Source organism: Pseudoalteromonas sp. NEC-BIFX-2020_015 (assembly GCF_012952265.1).
Classification (GTDB): domain Bacteria; phylum Pseudomonadota; class Gammaproteobacteria; order Enterobacterales; family Alteromonadaceae; genus Pseudoalteromonas; species Pseudoalteromonas neustonica.
Genome location: NZ_JABCJL010000002.1, coordinates 139,107 through 161,145, shown reverse-complemented (window position 1 = coordinate 161,145; position 22,039 = coordinate 139,107). Strand labels below are relative to the sequence as shown.

At 39.8% G+C, this 22,039-nt stretch carries 23 protein-coding genes; 7 read left to right on the top strand and 16 right to left on the bottom strand.

Annotated features, from left to right (window positions below; translation table 11 throughout):
- Window positions 1-15 precede the first annotated feature (15 nt).
- The 7 genes from panC to sfsA all read right to left on the bottom strand — a co-directional run bounded on the left by panC (window position 16) and on the right by sfsA (window position 6,384).
- Window positions 16-867, bottom strand: coding sequence for a pantoate--beta-alanine ligase (gene panC, locus HH219_RS02250; protein ID WP_054454896.1), 852 nt, complete (start codon window positions 865-867; stop codon window positions 16-18).
- Window positions 867-1,661 (bottom strand): 3-methyl-2-oxobutanoate hydroxymethyltransferase, encoded by a 795-nt coding sequence (gene panB / locus HH219_RS02245; protein WP_054204250.1) that lies wholly within the window; start codon window positions 1,659-1,661, stop codon window positions 867-869. The genes panC and panB overlap by 1 nt, the downstream gene beginning before the upstream one ends.
- 31 nt (window positions 1,662-1,692) lie before the next feature.
- Window positions 1,693-2,178, bottom strand: coding sequence for a 2-amino-4-hydroxy-6-hydroxymethyldihydropteridine diphosphokinase (gene folK / locus HH219_RS02240; RefSeq protein ID WP_169326506.1), 486 nt, complete (start codon window positions 2,176-2,178; stop codon window positions 1,693-1,695).
- Window positions 2,179-2,182: 4 nt separating this feature from the next.
- Window positions 2,183-3,535: a polynucleotide adenylyltransferase PcnB gene (gene pcnB / locus HH219_RS02235; protein ID WP_169326505.1), complete on the bottom strand. Its 1,353-nt coding sequence runs from the start codon at window positions 3,533-3,535 to the stop codon at window positions 2,183-2,185.
- 507 nt (window positions 3,536-4,042) lie between these two features.
- Window positions 4,043-4,981: a tRNA glutamyl-Q(34) synthetase GluQRS gene (gene gluQRS, locus HH219_RS02230; RefSeq protein WP_054204247.1), complete on the bottom strand. Its 939-nt coding sequence runs from the start codon at window positions 4,979-4,981 to the stop codon at window positions 4,043-4,045.
- 18 nt (window positions 4,982-4,999) lie between these two features.
- Entirely contained in the window at window positions 5,000-5,443 is a 444-nt protein-coding gene (gene dksA, locus HH219_RS02225) for an RNA polymerase-binding protein DksA (protein ID WP_054204246.1), read from the bottom strand.
- Between the two features lie 224 nt (window positions 5,444-5,667).
- Complete coding sequence (sfsA, locus tag HH219_RS02220) at window positions 5,668-6,384, bottom strand: DNA/RNA nuclease SfsA (protein WP_169326504.1); 717 nt, start codon at window positions 6,382-6,384, stop codon at window positions 5,668-5,670.
- 90 nt (window positions 6,385-6,474) lie between these two features.
- Between sfsA and pepB the strand changes: the two genes are divergently transcribed.
- A complete protein-coding gene (gene pepB, locus HH219_RS02215; protein ID WP_054204244.1) occupies window positions 6,475-7,770 on the top strand; it encodes an aminopeptidase PepB in 1,296 nt (431 codons plus the stop codon).
- 335 nt (window positions 7,771-8,105) lie between these two features.
- Entirely contained in the window at window positions 8,106-8,672 is a 567-nt protein-coding gene (locus tag HH219_RS02210; protein WP_054204243.1) for a phosphoribosyltransferase family protein, read from the top strand.
- 375 nt (window positions 8,673-9,047) lie between these two features.
- Here the strand turns inward: HH219_RS02210 and HH219_RS02205 are convergent, their stop codons facing one another.
- The 3 genes from HH219_RS02205 to HH219_RS02195 all read right to left on the bottom strand — a co-directional run bounded on the left by HH219_RS02205 (window position 9,048) and on the right by HH219_RS02195 (window position 14,118).
- A complete protein-coding gene (locus HH219_RS02205; protein WP_169326503.1) occupies window positions 9,048-11,213 on the bottom strand; it encodes a YjbH domain-containing protein in 2,166 nt (721 codons plus the stop codon).
- A gap of 162 nt (window positions 11,214-11,375) precedes the next feature.
- A complete protein-coding gene (locus HH219_RS02200) occupies window positions 11,376-12,983 on the bottom strand; it encodes a hypothetical protein (protein WP_169326502.1) in 1,608 nt (535 codons plus the stop codon).
- 478 nt (window positions 12,984-13,461) lie between these two features.
- Window positions 13,462-14,118, bottom strand: coding sequence for a cyclic nucleotide-binding domain-containing protein (locus tag HH219_RS02195; protein ID WP_054204241.1), 657 nt, complete (start codon window positions 14,116-14,118; stop codon window positions 13,462-13,464).
- 268 nt (window positions 14,119-14,386) lie between these two features.
- Between HH219_RS02195 and HH219_RS02190 the strand changes: the two genes are divergently transcribed.
- Window positions 14,387-14,626: a YgjV family protein gene (locus HH219_RS02190; RefSeq protein WP_054204240.1), complete on the top strand. Its 240-nt coding sequence runs from the start codon at window positions 14,387-14,389 to the stop codon at window positions 14,624-14,626.
- Window positions 14,627-14,632: 6 nt separating this feature from the next.
- Here HH219_RS02190 and HH219_RS02185 read toward each other — a convergent pair whose 3' ends face one another.
- The 5 genes from HH219_RS02185 to HH219_RS02165 form a co-directional block, all read right to left on the bottom strand.
- Window positions 14,633-16,291, bottom strand: coding sequence for an amidohydrolase (locus HH219_RS02185; RefSeq protein ID WP_169326501.1), 1,659 nt, complete (start codon window positions 16,289-16,291; stop codon window positions 14,633-14,635).
- 115 nt (window positions 16,292-16,406) lie between these two features.
- Window positions 16,407-16,643, bottom strand: a complete 237-nt coding sequence (locus HH219_RS02180) for a calcium-binding protein (protein ID WP_054454883.1) — start codon at window positions 16,641-16,643, stop codon at window positions 16,407-16,409.
- Window positions 16,644-16,652: 9 nt separating this feature from the next.
- Window positions 16,653-16,889 carry a calcium dependent protein gene (locus tag HH219_RS02175; protein ID WP_054204237.1) on the bottom strand — a complete coding sequence of 79 codons (237 nt, stop codon included), beginning with the start codon at window positions 16,887-16,889 and terminating at the stop codon, window positions 16,653-16,655.
- 113 nt (window positions 16,890-17,002) lie between these two features.
- A complete protein-coding gene (locus HH219_RS02170) occupies window positions 17,003-17,230 on the bottom strand; it encodes a hypothetical protein (RefSeq protein WP_169326500.1) in 228 nt (75 codons plus the stop codon).
- A 20-nt stretch (window positions 17,231-17,250) separates the two neighbouring features.
- The gene (locus HH219_RS02165) at window positions 17,251-17,478 is read right to left on the bottom strand and encodes a cag pathogenicity island protein Cag25 (RefSeq protein WP_054204235.1); all 228 of its coding nucleotides are present in this window, start codon (window positions 17,476-17,478) and stop codon (window positions 17,251-17,253) included.
- A gap of 312 nt (window positions 17,479-17,790) precedes the next feature.
- Between HH219_RS02165 and HH219_RS02160 the strand changes: the two genes are divergently transcribed.
- Genes HH219_RS02160 through HH219_RS02145 form a run of 4 tightly spaced genes read left to right on the top strand, consistent with a single transcriptional unit; the run spans window position 17,791 to window position 21,651 of the window.
- A complete protein-coding gene (locus HH219_RS02160; protein ID WP_231658994.1) occupies window positions 17,791-19,263 on the top strand; it encodes a HAMP domain-containing sensor histidine kinase in 1,473 nt (490 codons plus the stop codon).
- Window position 19,264: 1 nt separating this feature from the next.
- On the top strand, window positions 19,265-19,777 hold the full coding sequence (locus HH219_RS02155; protein WP_169326576.1) for a hypothetical protein: 513 nt from the start codon (window positions 19,265-19,267) through the stop codon (window positions 19,775-19,777).
- A gap of 2 nt (window positions 19,778-19,779) precedes the next feature.
- Complete coding sequence (locus tag HH219_RS02150; RefSeq protein ID WP_054204232.1) at window positions 19,780-21,129, top strand: sigma 54-interacting transcriptional regulator; 1,350 nt, start codon at window positions 19,780-19,782, stop codon at window positions 21,127-21,129.
- A gap of 21 nt (window positions 21,130-21,150) precedes the next feature.
- Window positions 21,151-21,651 (top strand): DUF1543 domain-containing protein, encoded by a 501-nt coding sequence (locus tag HH219_RS02145; RefSeq protein WP_064435251.1) that lies wholly within the window; start codon window positions 21,151-21,153, stop codon window positions 21,649-21,651.
- A gap of 30 nt (window positions 21,652-21,681) precedes the next feature.
- Here HH219_RS02145 and HH219_RS02140 read toward each other — a convergent pair whose 3' ends face one another.
- Window positions 21,682-21,915, bottom strand: coding sequence for a hypothetical protein (locus HH219_RS02140; protein WP_054454874.1), 234 nt, complete (start codon window positions 21,913-21,915; stop codon window positions 21,682-21,684).
- Window positions 21,916-22,039: the final 124 nt, after the last annotated feature.

The window sequence follows — 22,039 nt, the reverse complement described above, 5'->3', positions numbered from 1 at the left end:
TATCCCTAATTATTGTTATGTAATATCAACTTGCAGGTTATCGATTAACCTAACGCTACCTAAATAAGCCGCAGTTAAAATCACTAGATTATTATCGTTAAGTGTAGCTTTTATTAAGGTGTCTCGCTGTGCTATTTCAAAGTAATCTGGTTTTAGTCCGCCATCTTGCAATTGTTGCTTTGCTTGTTCACAAACGCTAATAAAATCACGTTCACCATTGGTAAGCTGTTCTGCACACCAGTTAAGTGTTTTAAATAATATGGTCGCAGTTTCTTTTTGTTCAGCAGACAAATAACCGTTACGCGAGCTCATGGCAAGCCCTGATACTTCACGACTTGTTGCGACACCAATTACTTCAACAGGAATTGATAAATCACGAGTCATGGTCTTAATAACTTGCAATTGTTGGAAGTCTTTTTCACCAAAACAGGCAAAGTCAGGCTGCACTAAGTTAAATAGCTTAGTGACAACCGTTGCCACACCGCGAAAGTGACCCGGGCGAGAACCCCCGCAATAACCCATAGATATGTCAGGTACATCAACAAAGCTTTGTGCGCCTAAGCCGTTTGGATAAATTGCCTCAACACTCGGTGTAAATACGATGTCGGTTCCAAGCTCTGCAAGTCCCTGTTTATCTGCTGTAAGTGTGCGAGGGTAATTATCTAAATCTTCATTTACACCAAACTGCATAGGATTAACAAAAATGCTCACGACCACTTTATCGGCCATATTTTTGGCTTTTTCAACGAGTGAAAAATGACCTTGGTGCAAATTGCCCATCGTTGGCACTAATGCAACGCTTAATCCGGCCTGTCGCCATGCTTTAATTTGACTACGTAGTGATTTTATTTCAGTGATTGCCTGCATTATTTAAACTCGTGTTCTGTACTTGGAAATGCACCGTTTTTAACATCGGCACAATACTTTTTAACGGCATCTGGCATATTGCCAGTTTCGAGTAAAAAGTTTTTAGAAAATTTTGGAATGTAACCCGCTGATATGCCTACTAAGTCATGCATAACTAAAATTTGACCGTCAGTTAACTTACCTGCACCAATACCAATCGTCGGGATAGATAGTGCGTCAGTAATCAATTTTGCAAGTTCAGAAGGGATGCACTCAAGTACAACCATTTGCGCACCAGCTGCTTCAAGCGCTTTAGCATCATGAATCATTTTTTGTGCTTGTTCATCGCTACGGCCTTGAATTTTAAAGCCACCAAAAACATGGACAGATTGTGGTGTTAAACCTAAATGCCCACACACAGGAATACCTTGTTGAGTAAGAGCAACAATTGAGTCGTATAACCACTCACCGCCTTCTAGCTTTACCATATTTGCACCAGCACGCATTAACTCAGCTGCATTTTTACAGCTCTGTTCAGGGTTTGAGTAGGTCATAAATGGCATATCAGCAATAACAAATAAATCTCGGCTACCAGCGCGTACACTGCGAGTATGATAAGCAATATCCTGGTTAGTAACACCTAGCGTATCGTCACCGCCTTGCAAAACCATCCCTAATGAATCACCTACTAGAATAACGTCAACGCCGTTATCGTGAAATAACTTAGCAAAGCTGGCGTCATAGGCTGTTAATGCGGTGATTTTTTGTTGCTCTGCTTTCATTTTATTGAGAGTAGAAACGGTTATTTTAGACATAGTATCCTCGTTGGCGACGGCCTGTAATTAATTACAGAGGTAATTGTTGTAATTCGTTTAATGCCAAAGTAGCAGTAATACTTTTTAGTTTAGTACCATCTGGCAAAATAAGATCAGGGGCAACTTCTAATAGTGGGTAAACCACAAACTCGCGCTCGGTTAAACCATAATGAGGTATGGTTAAACGTTCAGAGTTTATGTGTTGATCACCAAATAATAAAATATCAATATCTAAGGTGCGAGCGCCCCAACGCTGTGCTTTACGTACACGCCCGTGCTCAAGCTCTATCTGTTGGGTTAAATCAAGTAACTGCTTTGGCATCAGCGACGTTTTAATTGTCGCAACAGCATTAACATAGTCAGGTTGATCTTGTGGGCCCATAGGTTTACTGGCGTAATAATGCGACACGTTGATAAAGTTACTCTGTGGCAACACTTTAAGTGCTGCTACTGCGTTATCAAGCTGGCTGCGAGGGGCATTTAAATTAGCCCCTAAACCGAGATAAACAATTTCCATTTAGTTACTCAGCAGGTTTTGGGCTACGACGGCGAGTACGACGACGGCCTTTAGGCGCGCCTTGACTACCAAGTGCTTTGACTAGTTCTTTTTGGCCGTTAATATCTTTAGCTAAATACTCCGTCCACCACTTTACAAGCTCAGTATGTTCTTGCTCACCGGCTTCAACACGTAATAATAAAAAGTCGTACGCAGCTTTAAAGCGAGGCTGTTGAGTTAGACGATATGCTCGTTGGCCAGCGCGTTTGTCTAAACGGTGCTGAATATGCCAAATATCTCTGGCGCCTAAAGTAAAGCGTTTAGGTACGGCAACATGTTGTGCGCTTTCGCTTAAGACTTTATTCATGCCTTGTTGAAAAGCATCGTACTCTGATAATTGTTCTTGCTGCTGTAATTGTTTGGTAATTTTTAAAAGTGGGAACCACAGCAAAGCAGCAAATACAAAAGCAGGTGTCACTTTTTTCTCTGCGTTGATACGTTCATCAGTATTACGGAACATTTGCTTAATAAATGCATGTTCAAAGCCATCTGGATTTTGTTCTAAAATACCATCTAAGGCAGGGAATAATGCATTGAATAACCCATATTTACGTAGCATTAAAAAGTTTGCTTCGGCTTTGCCGTTTAAAAATAGCTTTAATGTTTCTTCGTATAAACGCGCCGAAGGGATGTTATCCAGTAAGCTGGCTAATTCGGTTAATGGTTTTTCGGTGTCTGGTGCAATACTCATATCAAGTTTTGTGGCAAAACGTACTGCACGTAACATACGCACAGGATCTTCTCGATAACGAGTTTGCGGATCACCAATAAGCTCTATTTGTTTTGCTTTAATAGCCGCAAGGCCATTGGCATAGTCGTGAATTGAAAAATCATTAATAGAGTAATATAAAGCGTTGATTGAAAAATCGCGACGCTCAGCATCTTCTTCAATATTTCCAAAAACGTTATCACGTAGTAACTGACCTTCGCCACTGGATTGACTGGTTTGATTTTTATCAACAGGCGCTTCGTGGTGACCACGCATAGTGGCGACTTCAATAATTTCACGGCCAAAAACAATGTGTGCTAAACGAAAGCGACGACCAATTAAGCGGCAGTTGCGAAATAGCTTTTTCACTTGCTCTGGGGTCGCGTTAGTGACTACGTCGAAGTCTTTAGGTTGTTGCCCTAACAAAATATCACGAATACAACCACCAACGAGGTAAGCGTCAAAGCCACCGTCTTTTAAACGATATAATACCTTGATTGCATTTGGGCTAAATTGTTTGCGGGAAATGCCATGCTCATTGCGTCCAATAATTAAAGGCTGCGTAGAGACTTGGGGCTGTTCGGTGTTTACTGTGGCTGATGGGCCCATAATTTGCCGACAAAATTGAAAAAGCTTGGAAATAATAGTCTGTCTCCTACAGAATTCGGTTGTTTGATGGGGATAACCATCAAAAATCAGATCAAGTATAGCTGTATTTAGTTATTAACTGCACGAGTAATGTGCATACTTGGCGATAAAACGCATTGGGCTTAAAGATGGCTATATACCCAAGCCATCTCAAAATGCGAGTTTCAGTTGGAATTAAAAGCGATTTAGGCAAGGCATTGATTGCAAGTAATGGTCATTCCTTTGCTAAAATCAATAACGCAGTATAAATCGCTTTTAAACCAACCCATTGGGCATTTCACAGGCATTTACTCTCATCGTTGTTACTTCTTAAAAGGGACTGCCATTATTGCAAAGTAACGCCTTGATATTAAGCCCCTGTGAAACGCTGAATTCTGCATCTTGAGGTGGTTTGGGTATAATATACCAGTACAGCTCAAAAATTAAGTTGAAGGTTTTAAAATTAACGCTTAAAAGTGATTTTTATCGCTATAAATGAGTAAATTGGGGGGCTTTACTCTGTAACTGTTGCGAAATTTGAATCTGCTGGACTTTTGGAATGTTTTGCAGGGTGTAATTGTTGATTGCCCAAGTCATCATTTCATCGATATTTAGTGAGAGTAGCTCAGTGCTAGGCGCTAAACCTAAAAACTCGAATGCATTTAATAGCGCCGGTTTTGGATTTTTTTTATCAATTGCTGGCGCATAATTTTGCTTTGATAATTTAAAGCCTGGTTTGGCGACAGCTAAAGGTAAATGTGCATAGCGAGGAGCGGGTTTATCGAGTTGCTTAAACAGGCTTAATTGGCGTGCTGTGGGCTCAAGTAAGTCTGCGCCACGCACCACGTTGGTGATCCCTTGCTCAATATCGTCTACAACCACAACTAATTGATAAGCATATAAGCCATCACTGCGCTTTATTAAATAGTCTTCATGCGCGAGGGCGTGATCAACGTTAATGTCACCTTGAATCAAATCATTATAGTGGCAGGTGGCGTGGCGTTGTATTAATCGTAATGCGCTGTTTTGTTGTGAGTGTTGTAAACTTTGGCAATGGCCTTGATAAATACCACCTAAGGCTTTAATTTCTTTACGTGAGCAGTGGCATGCATAAACGCCTTGTTGGCTATTTAAATATTCAATGGTGTGAGCGTATAAGTGATGGCGCTTTGTTTGATAGGCAACGTCTTCATCCCACTGTAAACCATAGGCCTCCAGTGTGGTGAGAATATCTGTATCTGCACCCTCTATAACGCGAGTCGTGTCGATATCTTCAATACGCACTAACCAAGCACCTTGGTTACTTTTAGCGTCAAGGTAACTGCCCACAGCCGCCACAAGTGAGCCAAAATGAAGTGGCCCAGAAGGTGACGGTGCAAAACGACCGCGATAATTGCGCATTGGCGCAGTAACGGCTGTGGTAGACATTGATTTAATTACAGGTAATTAACCACGTCCAGATTGTTTTTCTTTGATTTCTGCAAGCGTTTTACAGTCTACGCATAAATCTGCAGTAGGACGTGCTTCTAAACGGCGAATACCAATTTCAATCCCGCATGAATCACAATATCCAAAATCATCTTCTTTGATAAGAATTATTGTTTTTTCAATTTTTTTGATCAGTTTACGTTCACGGTCACGAGTACGAAGCTCTAATGAGAACTCTTCTTCTTGTGCTGCGCGATCAACTGGATCAGGAAAGTTAGCTGCTTCATCTTGCATGTGCGATTTAGTACGGTCTACTTCGTTGCGTAAATCGTTGCGCCATGCTTCCAAAATAGTTTTAAAATGAGCGCGTTGTGCGTCATTCATATACTCTTCGCCCGGCTTTTCCTGGTATGGTTCTAATCCGGCCTGAGCCAACAACCCTAATTTTTTTTGGTCTGGCATAACTTTCTCCTAAATCCTTAATATAATACCCAGCTTTAGCCGGCGGCTATAAATAACAGAATCCTATGGCCTAGGCAAATTTATTTTTAAATTAATTGGCTGTACGTAAATCATATCGGTTGATTAAAAAGGGTACAAAGAGAGTGTAGGCTACTTTTTAACTTCAAACGTGATTTTTAACTTGCCTATTAATATGGGCAAAAGTACAAATTACAAGGCTTGTTTTAAATAAAAGGGATTTTATGTGTAATGTGGATCTCATTAGGCGAAATGCTCGCTTTATAAGCAAGTACTTCAACTCCTTTACTCATTGCTTCAGTTAATAGCTTCGCATATGTTTCATCAACATGCGCAGCAGCGCTTACTTGCTCTATACCTTGGTGTAAAACAGCAAAGAGTAATACAGCGCGATGGCCTTGCTCGACCATTTCAATTAACTCGCGTAAGTGTTTTTGCCCACGCAGCGTTTGTGCATCAGGGAAATAGCCCTGGCCGCTATTAGGCTCAGATTGACTTAGCAACGTGACCGACTTGACTTCTACATAGCACGGTGGCAATTGTTCATTGCGCAGCAAAAAATCAATGCGGCTATTTTCTTGCCCATATTTTACTTCCGCTTGTATGTTTGTGTAGTTGCACAATTCACCAATGAGTTGTGCTTGCAGCGCTTCTTCAACTACTTTATTCGCTATAGCGGTGTTGACGCATATAAAATGGTCGAATTGATTTTTAGTCAGCTCTAAAGAATGTGGATATTTTCGCTTAAGGTTACTACTGGTAGAATAGAAGGCTGTAAAACCAGGTTCAGCACAGCCTGTCATTTTACCTGTATTTGCACAGTGAGCTGTAAACTCTGTACTATCGTGCAGGCGTAAATCAGCTAAAAAGCGTTTATAGCGTTTAATTAATGTGGCGTGTTGCAGTGGCGTTGAATATTTCATTATTTTGGTTATTTAGTCTCAAGCAGTTGGGAAGTTGTTGTGGCTATAGTAAACTCAAAGTCACTATTATAAGCGCAAGAGTATTCTAACATGACTGAAAAATTTGTTGTTCAATTAAGCGAGCAGGGTGCTGCAGTGCATTGGGGCGAAACCGCTACATTATCTTTTAATGAGCAAGGTGCAAGCGTTCACTTAACAGAGCAAGACACATTAAAAAATGTTCAAAAAGCGGCGCGTAGCATTGCTAATCAAGGCATTAAAAATGTTGTTTTAGCTGGCGATACTTGGTGTACTGAGACGCAATGGGCGTTTTACCAAGGGTTTGTGTCACCTAAAACATTACACGGAGTTGAGTTTGCACAAACAACAAAGACCGACAGTAAAGAGTTAGAGTCGCTAAAACGCTCAGCAACATGGGCACGTGAAATGATCAACGGCACTGCTGATGACATCTTCCCAGAAAGCTTAGCTGGAAAAGCGGCTGAATTTATTCAGTCACTAGCACCAGAGCATGTTAGCTATCAAATTATTAAAGGTGATGCATTGCTTGAGCAGCAGTGGATTGGTATTCATGCTGTTGGTCGTGGAAGTGAGCGTCCACCGGTTTTATTAGCACTAGATTACAATCCAACAGGCGATGAAAACGCACCTGTTGATGCAGCGTTAGTTGGTAAAGGTATTACATTCGACTCAGGTGGTTATTCTATTAAGTCGAGCGAAGGCATGCTAGGCATGAAATGCGATATGGGCGGTGCAGCAACGGTAACAGCTGGTTTAGCATTGGCAATTAGTCGTGGTATTGAAAAGCGCATCAAGTTGTTTTTATGTTGCGCAGAGAACATGATCTCTGGTCATGCTTATAAACTTGGCGATATTCTTACGTATAAAAATGGCACAACAGTGGAAATTGTTAATACTGATGCTGAAGGTCGCTTAGTGTTAGCTGACGGTTTAATGGCCGCAGGTGAAACAGGTGCACCATTGATCATCGATGCTGCTACGCTAACAGGCGCAGCCTTGGTTGCGGTAGGCCAAGAGTACAATGCGCTGTTTGGTCTAGATAAAGAGTTTGTACGTGAAGTAGAAGGCTTTGCAGAGCAAGAAATGGAAGCAGGCTGGCCATTACCACTTGAAAAGTGGCATCAACAAAACTGCCCATCACCTTATGCTGATACTGCAAATAGTCGAGCACAAAAAGGTGGCGGTTATGGTGGTGCATCAAACGCGGCTGGTTTCTTATCACGTTTTGTGCCAAATGATGGTAAAGGCTGGGTGCATATTGATTTAGCTGCAGCATTTAATATGGGCAGCACGAGTCAATGGGCTGCGGGTGCTACAACTGTTGGTATGCGAACAGTTGCACGTACGCTATTAGAAAAAGCGTAAATTATAGATAGTTGATTGAATCAACCGCATTCAGTCCTGTTAATTAATAAATGGCATTCAGCGAAAGTTGAATGCCATTTTTATAAAGCGTTACAAAAACCTTCAGAAACATTGCACTTATTACCCTATTACAAAAGCTGTTGATCAAGTAGCTGTGTTTCATTCTGTTGATAGCGGGCAGCCTGTTTTAGAGTAAAAACGTTAATGTCGAAAGTGAAACAAGCTTTTTCACGTTATTTACGATAAAATTCACCGCTACTAGCAGTTTAAGTACGCCATTATCTTTTTAAGATCGGCTACACTTAAATGATCTACTCACACTGGGAATTCTAATTATGTCAGATAAGTGCTACATCACAGCGCAACAATTACTTGAAGATTCATTTCGCGTAGCAGCGCAAGTTTACCAGGATGGCTTTCGTCCTGATTTTATTATCGGTATTTGGCGTGGTGGTGCACCTATTGGTATCGCAGTGCAAGAATATTACGATTATAAAGGCATAGAGACAGATCATATTGCGGTACGTACTTCGTCATATTACGGTATTAATAAACAATCGAAAGAAATCAAAGTGCATGGTTTACACTACATCATTGAAAACGCTAATGCGGGTGATTCATTGCTAATTGTTGATGATGTATTTGATTCTGGGCGCAGTATTTTTGCTCTTAAAGAAAAGCTATCAGAGCTAATGCGCTTAAACTTGCCGAAAGATATTCGTATTGCCTGTCCGTATTACAAGCCAAAAAACTCAAAAGTAGATATGAAACCAGATTACTACATTCATGAATCAGAAGAGTGGTTGGTATTCCCGCATGAACTATCAGGTTTAACACCGGATGAAATAATTGCAGGGAAAACAGATCTGGTGAAAATTCACGATATATTGCTTGAGAAATAGTACGATAAGTTGTTTAAATTAAAAAAGGCCTTTTAAAAGGCCTTTTTGTTCTAGGGCGTGTTGACCTTTGTGGATTGAAATTTGTTCAATCTAGAGGCGATTTAATCGCGGCGCGAGGTTTGTAACCTAGCGGGCTAAGTAAAAACCGAGCAAAGCTTCCGCGTCCTGCTCACGCCCCTTACCTACATCCGTGTAGGTAACAAAGAGTCAATCTCCCCTAGGAAGAACCCTTTGGGCAGCGCATGTTTGGCATTTATACTGCGTTATCGCCTATTTATGGGGAACAACCACACTGCATAGGCGCTGCCTTGCCTAAATACCAAATAGACTGCTAAAAAATCAATCACGAAAGGTCAACACGCCCTAGAGCTCAGGTTATTTAAACGTTTCAAAAGCTTCTTTTAATCTTGCTAGATGAGCATAAACATAGCTGCTCGATAAGCGATCTTGATTCAAGAAGTTTTTATCTATATCAATGCTTGAGCGAAGCGTCGTCGCACTACCAAAGTCAAGTTGGTTATGTGAGTCGCCAATTCGGGTTTGAACGCTATGGTTCCAGCTATTGGTACCTTTTACTTGCCAGTTACCAGCATCCATATCTTTACGCGATGTTAATGGGATACTAAACCCGATACCCACTTTTTCTATCGTTGTATTACTGTATGTAAGTGCAACATTGGCATCACCAAACCAGAATTTAGTCTCTAGTTTAAAGCCACTATCTTCGTTCCAAAATTGCCCGCCTGAAACATGGAATGACACATCTTTTTCTGCCCAAAAATAACGGTATGAATACACTGAGTAATCACGTTTATCAGTGTTGTAGTCTTTGTACTCAAAGTAGCCTAGTTTAGCTTTTAACTTATGGCGGCCTTCAGGGCTTTGCCATACTGTTTCATTGGTAATACCCATGTAATCAAAGTAATCTTGGTAAAGACCAAATTGAGTTTGATTATAAATATTAAATGGTAGCGCGAAAGTCTGATACACGATGGCGCGTTTTATGCCAGTTTCTTGGCGAGAGTTTTGAAAGATTTTACCCTTTTCAAAATGGTCAGTGTCATGGACGTTTACCTGACCTGTCACGTTTATACCTGCCCCATACCAAAGTGGCATATGCAAATCTGCTTGCAATGCTAATGAGTAATCATATACGCCCAGCTCTGTTGCATACGTTGTTGCCAATGATGGTGTAAATGAAAGCCTTGGGACAAAATAAGGGCTTGTGCTTGGCGCATTGCCAGCCCATTTTACTGTAGGTAAATCTTGATCAGTAAACTCATTACTAATCAATAAATCTGGTGTGATGTTATCGTTTACAAAACGGCGATAATTATCTAATCGGCCTTTTATTTGTAGTTGAGGGATATCTTGTTTTGATAAACGCACTACAAATTCATTATCACTGTGATTAAAATGCTCTGTAATACGTCCTAGTACTAAACCTAGTGCGTCAATTTCATTGCGGTTAAACACAGAGTTTTCAAATTCGACAATGAGAAGTTGCGCGCTAGAAAGACCAACCCGAATATTTTCAAACCCATCATTTACGAGTGCGCTTTTTAAACTGTGTAATTGCTGATTTGTCGCTGACTCAGTTTGAATGTTCTCTGTCGTTGAGCTGACTGTTGCTGGCTGTTTATTAATATTAGGTTGATTGTCAGAGTAAGCCGTCACACTAGCAGGTTGTGGCTCCTGCGCTTTGTTTCTTAGTGTTTCTGTCGGTTGTACTCTTACTGGCGCTGATTGCACTGGCGCTGGTTGTACTGGCGCTGGTTGTACAGGCGTATAGTTCGCTTGTGCTTCATCACTAAGAGGCATGCTAATGTTAACCCCCCAGTAAACATCATCATCGGCCAGTTCAGTGTTTGAATATAAGCGGGTGTTAAATGAAACCGTCGCTAAATCGTATAACCATTCTTTTGGAACTGTTACACGTGCACCTACATTAAATGCCTCAGCATCATGCTCAGCAAGTACCGACAACCAAGTGAAAGGTTGATATTCAATGCCGGCAAATGCACCATCAAGCTGACCTGTTAGTGTGTCAGAGGTGCCAACACCGGCACTAAAACGAAAATCCCACCACTGTTTAGAAGCAACAGCATAAAATGCTTCATAATTATTTGCTGCACCACCAAAATCTTTAGCACCTACTGCAAGGCTAAACCAGTCTTTAGGGATAAAAGGAATTTGGTATTTAGCATTAAATGATAAATCGCGAGTTTGTCCACGGCTACTCGAGCTAAATAAATTATCATGCATGCTTGATGAGGTTATGCGACCACTGACTTCTAGTCCGTCAAATAACCCTGCAGAAAAAGTGAAATTGTGGCCATCAGTGTATTTACCACGAATTTCTAGTTGGTTACTGTAACCTATATCAACAACTCCCTTATCCATAACGGACGCGGATGGTGTATGAAAAATACCAGTAAAACCGTTATATGCAATACCGTGATTGATAGGTTGTTCGGCAAAAGCTGAAGTACTTGCACTGAGTGCACAAAATGCTGCGAGGGCTGTTTTATTATAAGTCACGTGATTAACCAAAGTTGATTAAAATTAGGTTTTAAATCCTTAAAACCAGTTTATTCTAGTACTTTAACAATAAATGCTCTAAACAAAAAGTAACTAATTGAGCAGATAAACAAAAGCCGCGCTAATGCGCGGCTTTAAAAAGTTTACTTAAGACTTTAGCTATTAGCTTCCGCCAGTAGTACCAGTACCAGTAACTACACGGTCTTCAAGAGTACAGTTATCACGAACGATATTGAATGCAGAATCAGTACCGTTAGCTGTCACTGTAGTGCTTTGTAAGCCAACATTGATGCCAGTAGGAATTACTTTAACATCGTAAGTAACACCACTTTCAAGGCCTGTTAACGCGTAAGAGCCTGCTGTTTCAACAGCTGTTGAAATAGTTCTCTTAGTTTGAGAATATAAAACTACCGCACCAGTAAGTGGGAATGTTTTATCTTTATCAACTTCAGCGTTAGAACATGTATATGTAACGTTTAAGTTTTGAGCCACGATAGTAACAGGGCTATCTAAAGCAACTGTAATTGCGCCACATAGGTTTGCATTAGCTACAGTGCCCCATACGTTACCATTTTTATCTTTAACAGATACGTTAGCAACAGCATTATCAGCTACAACACCTGCACCATAAAGGTTGCCTTGAACTTTCTTAACTAGTTTCTTTTTAGAAACAGTTGAAGAATTAAGGTGTACATACAAGCCAGAAGCTGGAACAGCATCGCCTGTGAAGGTATAAGAAATAGGAGTGCTACATGCTGTTTGAGCTTCGCTTAGTGCAAAACCAGTTAAGTGGTCAGTAGCAAATTTAGCAGGTAAAGTTAATGCACCTGCATCGCCTACAGTTGCCTGCTCTGCTTCATTAGCCCAAACGCCAGTTTCTTCATTGTATGAAGATACGTCAAATTTGTCACCCGCTTCAACCATTGAACCATCAATAGTTTTAAATGTAGCTGGTAAGTTAGCTGTCAAAGAAATGTTTTCTGAGAAACTTTTGATCTTAGTATCGCCAGCAAGCATTTCAACGCTCATATAAGCAGCTGGAACAACTACTTTAGTTGCGTCTGCATTAGTTAAGCCTTCAGGGATTAAGTCAACAGCAGCAGTTTTACCTGCAGCAGCGTTAATATCAGCAGTTACAACGTTAAGTGTAACTTCAGTACCCGTTACAGCATTACCTTCAGCGTCTTGAAGTTCTACGTCTGTGCCGATTTCAATTGTAGCAGCGCCAGCTGTTTCAGCTAAAGGAGCAGCAAGTTTACCGTCAGCAGCAGCAACTTTCTTATCTTTGATAAGTGTTACTTTATTTTCATCTAATTTAACTAGAGATACAATCGTATCAACTACTTCAGATTTGTCGCTTAAATCAACTACAACACTGTTTGAAGCATAACCTTCAGCTGTCACTAGTGCAGTTAGTTGAGTTAACTCTGCGCCTTCAACAAGGTTGAAAGTGAAAGAACCGTCAGTTGTAGCAACTTCAGTAATTGCGTCGCCATTAAGGGCAACAACATTAGCTGAAGCTACGCCTGCTTCTAAAAACTTTACAGTAGAAGCAACTACTTCACCAGTTTCAGAATCAACAACGTTACCAGCAACATAAAATGTAAGAGCAGCAGGTGTATCAGCAACAGGCGCTTTTACCGTTGGTACCGGTGGCTCTGGTGGTTTAACGTAATCATTATCGTCATTATCGCTAAAACAACCACTTAGAGTAGCTGTAAGACCAATTGCTAGAGCTAGCTTGGTGAGTTTAAATGTATTATTTCCCATAATAGTTACCTTTCTTTCCTTTCTCTTTGTAAAGTAAACAGACTTAATTGCAGTGCTATACATGTAGTAAAGTATCTGTCAATTATGACCTATAGCTCTAATACAATAATAAGTTAGTGAAGGATAAGCGCACATTATATATACGTCAAGTGAACGTTATATATACTTTTACTCATCACAAGAGAAAATCATTACCGCTTATATAGGCGAGTAAATCTTTTTTCTTATAATTGATATTTTGCGTCGATCCTTTAATTGGTGTACATGCTAAGGCAGAGCTGTGCATTTGTAAATGAAAAGCATCTATTTCATGATGACTATTTTACATTCTACAAGATAAATAATCAGTATAGGTACAAATTGCTTTCGCCTTAGCAGGCAATATTGTTTGGTCGTATTCTACATTAATAGATATGACGCTAAAATGAACGTTTGGTACTCATAAGTTCATCTTAGCTATATTTTTATCCCCGTGTTACTACAACTGTGAAAAGCTATCTACGTAGTCGCTTAACTTTTCTAAATCCACCGCTTTTAGACCATCGCTAGAGCGTTCCACTAATCCTTTTTCTACTAACTCTGAAACAACTCTGCGATAAGCGCGTTCTGTAGTGGCAAACCGCTCAGCTTCAGCATTTACAGTGGGGTAAGCGCGTAGTAGGGTAGGGTTGTTGTTTTTGGCACGTAATAAACAATCTTTCGCTATGTTGTAGCCCAGTGGTAATAGCAGCTTATCTAGATTAATTTTTTGATTTTCTTGAAATTTAGCCGCAATGGTCTGCGCTGTATATAAACTTAACTCAGGTTTATCTAATAGTAATGCGCGCCAATGTTTTAGTTCAATTAAGTTATAACTAACGTCACTAAAGCAGGTAACAGTATAAATGCAGGGATTGTTATTCAGTGCTTCTATTTCACCTATCAACGTATTATTGCAATCGAGCTGCCCTAACAGCAGGCGACGACCATTACCAACATCGTAACTAAACGAAATTGTGCCGCTTCTTACTAACACTAATTTAGTAAGTGGTTGATCTTGGTGGATCAGCACTTCTTTTTTAGACTGCTGGTAGCGACTACCTGCAAAGGTGAGTAACTGGTCGACCAAATAACTAGAAAAATGATATTGAAACATCGATTGTGCTCTTCGGACAATTGTCCTATTTATTACACCTTAATGACGTTAGCATTAAGATTCTAAGAATTTACGCTAACTTACTAGCTGAGTTAACTACGGTTAATTGAGTTGAAACCTGATATCCCGTGTAATGATTATTAAAAGTATGCCCTCGAGCAACTTTTGGTTTTATGTAAGTTAGCTTTTTTATACTGTTGTGGCAATGTGTGGCCACTATAAAAACCACACAGCCTGTAATGCTAACCTAAACGAGTGGAGAGAACAAATGAGTTGGGAATATTTAGGCTATATAGCTTCCGCTTTACTTGTTGCCTCTTTGATGATGAGTGACGTAACCAAATTACGGTGGCTTAATCTAGTCGGTTGCATTGCTTTTACACTTTATGGTGTTGCTATTACTGCATGGCCTGTGGCTATAACAAATGGTTTACTCGCATTTGTAAATATCTATCACCTCATTAAGTTATCTCGCGAGCCAAAAAGCAGTATTACTGTAAAAGATTAATCGATTTTATTCTTCTTTTTGAGGCGGTGTTCTTTGAAAGCGTAGCTTACCGGCAATCCACGTTTGCTCGACATTAATAGTAAAAATTTCTTGCACTGGCACTGTGAAGTAATCTTTATCAATTAAAATAAAATCAGCCCATTTACCTTGCTCTAAACTTCCCAATTTAAACTCTTGATGCGCAGCATAAGCACCGCCAAGCGTAAACGCGTGAAGCGCGTCTTCTCTGTTGAGCGCTTCGCTTACTCGCCAGCCTTGTGCGGGTAATTGATTGTGATCTTGGCGTGTTATGGCTGAATAAAGGCCATCAAAAGGGTTGGCAAGCTCGACCGGATAATCAGAACCAGCTGCAACTACAGATCCTTGTTTTAAAAACGTTTGCCATGCGTATGCGCCTATTAATTGCTGCTCAGATAGGCGTTGCTGCGCCATATGCATGTCAGAGGTAGCATGTACAGGTTGCATCGACGGAATTATTTTTAATGTTTTAAATCGAGCAATATCCTCTGGGGCAACAATTTGAGCATGCTCTATGCGGTTACGCAGTAAAATCCCCCCCGTTTTTTTAAATACATTTTGATATGCATCTAATACTATCCGATTTGCCTTATCACCAATTGCATGTGTATTGGCACTAAAGCCACTACGAAAGCTTAATGTTAGTAGTTCTTCTAATCGCTGTTGAGTTTCGAGCATTAACCCTTGATGGTCAGTTCGATCAGCGTAATCAGCTAATAAAGCAGCACCGCGGCTACCTAAAGCGCCATCTGCGTATATTTTAACACTACGAATTGACATAAAATCATTTAGATCTTTGTAGCGGCCAGCTTTGAGCATCGTTTTAAAGTCAGGATCTGCTGCGCTGAGCATAGCAACAATTCGCAGAGGCAAAGTGCCAGCAGCAGCTCTGCTTTTATAAATTAGCCATGTTTGCTTATCAATCCCTGCATCATGGGTTGAGGTGATCCCTAAACTTAATAAATGTTGGCCTGCTTGATCTAAAGCCAAATTAACACTGTGATCTGATGGGGCAGGAATATGTGAAGTGATCAAGCTTTGTGCTTTATCAATAAAAATACCGCTTGGTTGAGCACTATGATCGCGAATTATCTCACCTCCATCGGGAGTGGGGGTTTTAATCGTGATATTAGCAAGTTCAATCGCCTTACTGTTAGCCCAAATTGCATGCCCATCAACCCGAGATAGTACAACTGGGGTATCTTTAATTATTTTATCTAAGTCGGCAGCGGTGGGAAATTGCTTATCGGGCCATAATTCTTGATCCCAACCTCGGCCAATGATCCAACTTTCTTTATTGCTTTTTGCAAATTCAGCAAGCGTGGTTTGTACTTGAACTATTGATTGACTACCTCGTAAATCTAATTGCGTTAAATTATTGCCTAAACCTATGACATGGCCATGTGCATCAATGAGTCCAGGTAGTAAGGTTTGCTTTTTTGCATCAATACTTTGTGAGCCAGGGAAATTATTTTTGAGTTCATCGTCTCCGACTTTAACTACTTTGCCATCTTTTATTACTAACGTTGAAAACTGCTTTAATTCACCTTTGTAAGTAGGAGTGTAACCATTGGCGTTGTATATCACAGTGGTTGATGCGAGGCTGGGAAAGGTAAGTGTTAAAAATAAAGGCAGTAAGCGTTTCATGGATTGTTCTTATTATTGTGTTTATTCAACATTAACAGAGAATCTCATCGCCGCAAGTTATTTTCAAAACACAGAATGCAATTTGGGTAAGAAAAAAGGAGCAGAATTTGATCCTTTATTTACTAGCATATAGGGTAAATTCGCTTAGCGATAACTTATTATCTTTATCGGTATCATAACTTTTAAAACGTGACCAAAGAGCGGGATCTTTGGCTGATTCCGATCGCGTAAGCAGACCATCTTTATTTCGGTCTAAATTGTTGAAGATATCTTTGATTTTATCAGTTGTTGCAAAACTGCCACAACTAATGGTCAGTAGGGCTATTAACCCTAATTGTGTCTTGTACTTCATAGGCACTCACTAATAGAGATTGTTAGTTAAAAAATCTTTAAATTCCACAAGTGAAATCCTATTATCCTGATCTTTATCCCAGCGTTGGTAGTTACTAAGTAATTGTGGCTGAGGCTCTAATTCGTCGTGGGTTAAATAACCATCTTTGTTGTAATCTAGGTGATTAAAACGCTGCTTTACATCAAGTGCAGCAACGCCAAAGCTACTTATTAATAACACCGAGCATATCAATGTTACACTTTTCATTTTTAATATCCTTTAAAAGAAGAAAGAGTAAAGTATTTGCCATAATTTAAATCCCAACAATAAATCCGTTTACACACTCCCTCCGGGATTATGGCAAATACTTTAACGTCTTTTTAAATTTTAAATTTAGAGAATTCTTGCTCAGATAAGTGTTCGTCTTGATTATCATCTAGATCACTAAATTGTTTAAACAGCGCCATGTTTTTTTTCGCTTCAAGCAGTGATATTTTCCCGTCAGAGTCAATATCTAATTTTGCAAATTTAACATTCAGTTGCGCTGCTAAAACGGTGGCGCTTATCATTAAAAAAAGCAGTGAAAATGCGGCGATAAGTTGTTTCATATCAGTTTTCCTCGTTAAAGTTATTGGAGAAATAATTTAAATTCGGCAAGGGAAATTTGACCATCTTGGTCTTTATCAATTTGCTCAAAGCTTCCATGTAATAAGGCATCCTCAGATGCTTCAGCTGAACTTAAGCTGCCATTACCGTCTTTGTCTAATTCAGAAAACGTAATTTTCGCATCCATTGCAAAAGCGGCGCTACTGAGTAAGGTACTTATACATACGCACAATACAGTTAATTGTTTCATGTGATGTCCTTATAATCTGAATCCAAACTTCATAATTACAAGTAGTAATACAAAAACGATGCCAACTATTTTTACTGTTTATTATCAGTGGTTTAAGGTTTTTCATTGGTGTGAAACTGAAATAATTACCCATAACTGTGTCTTTTTTGCAACATAGCGCGAGGGAGAATAATAAATACTATTAAAAACATGCCATTAGCTTGTCTCAATTTTGCGTCAAGAAGCTAAGTGAGAAGAATTGATTTACCTCATTCATTATTTTTATTGATTCAGCTTGTGTATAAGTAGCAGATCAGATAATAAAGCATTTAAATGAAGGGAATAGCTATGCTGGTGCCGTTTGGTAAAAAGTACTCTGCAATACTTGCTTGGCGACCTAACTTAATCGGACAATTTTTATTTAGTACATTGCTATCTTTACTACCATTGTCATTAGTTGTGATTGTATTTTTAAACGCTTTAAATAAACAACTGGCTGTAACTCAGCAAATCGTAAGTGATAACTACCAAGTTACTAAATCGTTTAATAACCTAAAGCAAGAGCTTAACAGTCTTGAGCGTGCAACGCGGCAAAATTGGGTGTTAAAAAGTGACTCATTAGATAAGTTGATAATAGATAAATGGCAATCATCTTTGGGCAATATTGATGAGCTTATGTTTATAAGTCCCGCATCTGAGTATATTAATCAGTGGCAGCAATTGTCGCAGGCATTGCAGCTGGCACATGAGCAGTTAGTTATTCAGCAACGACAAGATGCCCAGTTATTTATTCCAATGAGTGAATTAATTACCAGCCAAGCCTTATGGCTAAAAGATCAAAATGAATTACAAATTACAAAAAACCAATTAGAACTAAAAGCATTGCAAAACTCTTTTATTAACTGGCTAATAGCGTTAATTCCTTTGACGCTATTAGTTGGCGGTGGTTTTTTATGGCGTATTAGCGGAAGGTTAAAAGGGCTAACGTCAGTAATTGATAAGCTAGGGCAAGGACATTGGCAACAACAAATATCTGTACAAGGCTCAGCTGAACTAGTTGAGCTGGGAAACAAGTTGCAATGGGTGCAAGAACAGCTACATATTTTAGAGCAACAAAAAGATACTTTTTTACGTCACGTTACTCATGAGTTAAAAACACCGCTAGCGTCTATGGTTGAGGGCACTGATTTATTGGCGGATGAAATTGTTGGTCCTATGAATACAGAGCAACAAGCGGTGCTTGAACTAATTACCCAAAGCACAGTGCGTTTGCGAGCAATGATTGACAGCTTGCTTAGCTACAATGCAATTAGAACAAGCAAAGAAAGTATTAATGAGATTGACTTTAAGCATCTCATTAATAAAATAAACAGTCATTTTGAGCATCGTTTATTAGCGCGAAATCAAACGATTAGTTGGCAATCGAGTTTACCTGAGCAGCCCATAGCAGTGGCTGCTGAACTCATTGAAATGATGTTGATTCAACTCATTTCAAATGGCTTGAAGTTCTCACCTACAGGCAGTGTTGTTAATATTACTCTTGGGTTGTCACAAAGTAACTTAACAATGGTTGTGAGCGACACCGGCTGTGGCATTAAAGACCAAGATAAAACACATATATTTAGCGCTTTTTATCAAGGTAAGCACGCTAAAGATATTAGTGCACAAGGCAGTGGTTTGGGACTTACCATAGTGAAAGAGTCCGTTGAGCAGTTAATGGGCAGATTAGAACTTGAAAGCAATGAGCCACACGGTTGTCGTTTTGTGATCCACATACCAATTAATGAAAAGCAGGGAGTTAAGTAGCATGGGCGTGCGCTTTAAAGCCATTTTAATGGTTTATATTACAGTCTTAGGGCTTGCAGGATGCGAGTTGATTAAACCATCAGTTAATGACAACGAGCAAGCGATTAAAGTTGTAGAACCCAACCCTAAGCCGCGACCAAAAAGTGAGCCCATGTATCCGCCTGCTGAGGTTGTAATTGGCTGGCATGCAAAAGCGTGTGGTGGTTTTAAGGCCACAGATACTAAGGCTGTTTATATTGGTGCGGCTGCAATTGAGCGTTACTTTGATTTTAGTTGTAAGAATAATTCGTTGGAGCCCACTAAAGTTTTAGCTAAATTACTGCAGTTGGATCAGGCTTTTTACTGGCCTGATGATATTAAACAGTACCTTTGGCTGCAAAAACAACAAATTAAGCAACAGATCAGTGCTCAAGAAGCACAACAAGCACTGAATGATAAAATGCAAAAAACCATGTCATCACTGGCAACCATTGAGCAACAACTATTACTACGCGAAGAGACAAAGGAGCACTAATTATGTCAACAGAGCAAAACCAAGGTGCGCGCATATTATTGGTTGATGATGATACAAGCTTATTAAAGTTATTAGCTATTCGTATTGAATCCAAAGGCTACCAAGTAACGACCTGTGAAAGTGGCATGGCAGCGTTACAATTATTAAAAAACAACGTGTTTGATGCTGTTGTCACCGATTTAAGAATGGACGAAATGGATGGCATGGCACTTCACCGCCAATTGCAAAGTCGTTATCCCGCATTGCCAGTAATAATGATGACAGCTCACGGCTCGATACCCGATGCAGTGGAAGCAACTAAGCAAGGGATTTTTGCTTTTCTTACAAAACCAGTCGATAAGGATGAGTTATTTGATAGCTTAGCAAAAGCTATTGAAATTCATGGTTTAGGTGCAGACGAAAACTCTAAAAGCAGCAATATAGTGACTCGTAGTGGTGCGATGCTACATTTGCTTGAGCAAGTTAAATTACTAGGCCCCACCCATGTAAATGTGCTGATTTCCGGTGCCAGTGGGACAGGTAAAGAGTTACTTGCCAACGCCATTCATCAATATAGCCACGCAAGTGAAGGCCCATTTGTAGCAATTAACTGTGGTGCTGTGCCTGGTGAGTTGCTTGAGTCTGAATTATTTGGTCACAAAAAAGGGGCTTTTACGGGAGCTGTTAAAGATCATCAGGGACTGTTTCAGCAGGCGCAAGGTGGCACATTATTTTTAGATGAAATTGGCGACATGCCATTAAACTTACAAGTTAAGCTGCTACGTGTATTACAAGAAAAAACGATTCGCCCCGTGGGCTTTCAAGAAGAAATACCAATTGATGTACGTATTGTCTCTGCAACACATAAAAACCTACCCGATGCCATTGCCAATCAACAGTTTCGCGAGGATTTGTACTACCGCTTAAACGTTGTGAATCTTAAGTTGCCCCCGTTACGCGAGCGCCGAGAAGATGTTAGTTTACTTGCTCAATATTTTAGTGCCTCAATTGCAAAGCGAATGAACCAAAAAGAAAAGCGTTTTACAAACGATGCCATGCATGCCTTAGTGCGCCATGACTGGCCTGGCAATATTCGCCAATTACAAAACGTGGTTGAGCAAGTTGTTGCACTGACTCCCGGTGAGGTAATATCAGTTCAATTAGTTGAAAGTGCGCTCAATAGTAATGAAAGTAATATTGAACCACTATCGCTTAATGATGCTAAAAAAGAGTTTGAGCGCGATTACGTGATCAATACTTTAAAAATGGCGGGTGGTAATGTGGCAGAGGGGGCAAAGCTTGCAAAGCGTAACCGATCAGATTTTTATAAATTAATAAAAAAACACAACATTGATGTTGATAACATTATCTAACATTGAGGTTTAGGGGTGAAAATGCAGTTATTTATGGTGTACTTAGGTGGGCGAATTCAGGGTTGTCATATTGAAATGCACGATGTGCGTTTTGTTGTGGGTGAGTCAATTGAACACACTTATACAAAGCTAAAAAGCCAATGGGTGGGTGACAAAAACAGCGTGCATATGGATAGTTTTATGGCTATAAAACACATTGATGGCTTTGAGGTTAAAGTTGTTGATCATCCCGTAAAGCAAGTACAGCAACTGTATTTTGTTAATTTAGGTGCCTACCGGGCTGATAGCCTTGCTGAACAGCATGATTTTGCGCTGTATGTAGCCACTGACGCTGAGCAGGCTAAGCAACGCGCCAAAACGGATTTACTAGCAGGGCTAAGTCATATTCATAAAGATGATTTACACGATGTGGATGATTGCTTTGCTATTGATTTACTTGATAGCCAATTACATATTCAACTAACCCCTAGCGGCGAATCGCAAGCAATCAAACCTGATTGGTTTGGTTACCATATACTGTAATTTCGTTACAAAATGGGCAAAGTAGGTAATTTAGTCTTTATCGCTTTGCTCTTCACGCTCTTTGTCTTCGCTGTTGCTGGCAATTTTAAACGCTAAAATAACAAATCCAAACATCAGAAATGGTAACGCGGCAAGCATATACTCTATGATATTGCTATCTTGAAAACTCGCCTGTAACAAAAAGTGCCCAGCAATACACATTATGATCACGACCAGTAAAATTGGCAGTAAAATAAGTTCTTTTTTTGACGAGTGATTTTTCATTAGACAGCATAACAATTTAAGATGCGTCATTGTAGTGAGCGAACAGCCCCTTGGTCAAATAACTACGTGGTAAATTCTCATTATATTGTGCTGTATCAAGGTTTTTGTATTCAATAGTAAGAAT

Coding starts and splice junctions, on each gene's coding strand:
- pcnB (WP_169326505.1), bottom strand. CDS start 3,535: ATGGGCCCATCAGCCACAGTAAACACCGAACAGCCCCAAGTCTCTACG.
- HH219_RS02140 (WP_054454874.1), bottom strand. CDS start 21,915: ATGAAAAATCACTCGTCAAAAAAAGAACTTATTTTACTGCCAATTTTA.
- dksA (WP_054204246.1), bottom strand. CDS start 5,443: ATGCCAGACCAAAAAAAATTAGGGTTGTTGGCTCAGGCCGGATTAGAA.
- HH219_RS02170 (WP_169326500.1), bottom strand. CDS start 17,230: ATGAAACAACTTATCGCCGCATTTTCACTGCTTTTTTTAATGATAAGC.
- HH219_RS02175 (WP_054204237.1), bottom strand. CDS start 16,889: ATGAAAAGTGTAACATTGATATGCTCGGTGTTATTAATAAGTAGCTTT.
- HH219_RS02145 (WP_064435251.1), top strand. CDS start 21,151: ATGCAGTTATTTATGGTGTACTTAGGTGGGCGAATTCAGGGTTGTCAT.
- HH219_RS02195 (WP_054204241.1), bottom strand. CDS start 14,118: ATGTTTCAATATCATTTTTCTAGTTATTTGGTCGACCAGTTACTCACC.
- HH219_RS02160 (WP_231658994.1), top strand. CDS start 17,791: ATGAAGGGAATAGCTATGCTGGTGCCGTTTGGTAAAAAGTACTCTGCA.
- HH219_RS02200 (WP_169326502.1), bottom strand. CDS start 12,983: ATGGGAAATAATACATTTAAACTCACCAAGCTAGCTCTAGCAATTGGT.
- HH219_RS02165 (WP_054204235.1), bottom strand. CDS start 17,478: ATGAAACAATTAACTGTATTGTGCGTATGTATAAGTACCTTACTCAGT.
- panC (WP_054454896.1), bottom strand. CDS start 867: ATGCAGGCAATCACTGAAATAAAATCACTACGTAGTCAAATTAAAGCA.
- HH219_RS02190 (WP_054204240.1), top strand. CDS start 14,387: ATGAGTTGGGAATATTTAGGCTATATAGCTTCCGCTTTACTTGTTGCC.
- sfsA (WP_169326504.1), bottom strand. CDS start 6,384: ATGAAATATTCAACGCCACTGCAACACGCCACATTAATTAAACGCTAT.
- HH219_RS02185 (WP_169326501.1), bottom strand. CDS start 16,291: ATGAAACGCTTACTGCCTTTATTTTTAACACTTACCTTTCCCAGCCTC.
- pepB (WP_054204244.1), top strand. CDS start 6,475: ATGACTGAAAAATTTGTTGTTCAATTAAGCGAGCAGGGTGCTGCAGTG.
- HH219_RS02210 (WP_054204243.1), top strand. CDS start 8,106: ATGTCAGATAAGTGCTACATCACAGCGCAACAATTACTTGAAGATTCA.
- gluQRS (WP_054204247.1), bottom strand. CDS start 4,981: ATGTCTACCACAGCCGTTACTGCGCCAATGCGCAATTATCGCGGTCGT.
- HH219_RS02155 (WP_169326576.1), top strand. CDS start 19,265: ATGGGCGTGCGCTTTAAAGCCATTTTAATGGTTTATATTACAGTCTTA.
- HH219_RS02150 (WP_054204232.1), top strand. CDS start 19,780: ATGTCAACAGAGCAAAACCAAGGTGCGCGCATATTATTGGTTGATGAT.
- folK (WP_169326506.1), bottom strand. CDS start 2,178: ATGGAAATTGTTTATCTCGGTTTAGGGGCTAATTTAAATGCCCCTCGC.
- panB (WP_054204250.1), bottom strand. CDS start 1,661: ATGTCTAAAATAACCGTTTCTACTCTCAATAAAATGAAAGCAGAGCAA.
- HH219_RS02180 (WP_054454883.1), bottom strand. CDS start 16,643: ATGAAGTACAAGACACAATTAGGGTTAATAGCCCTACTGACCATTAGT.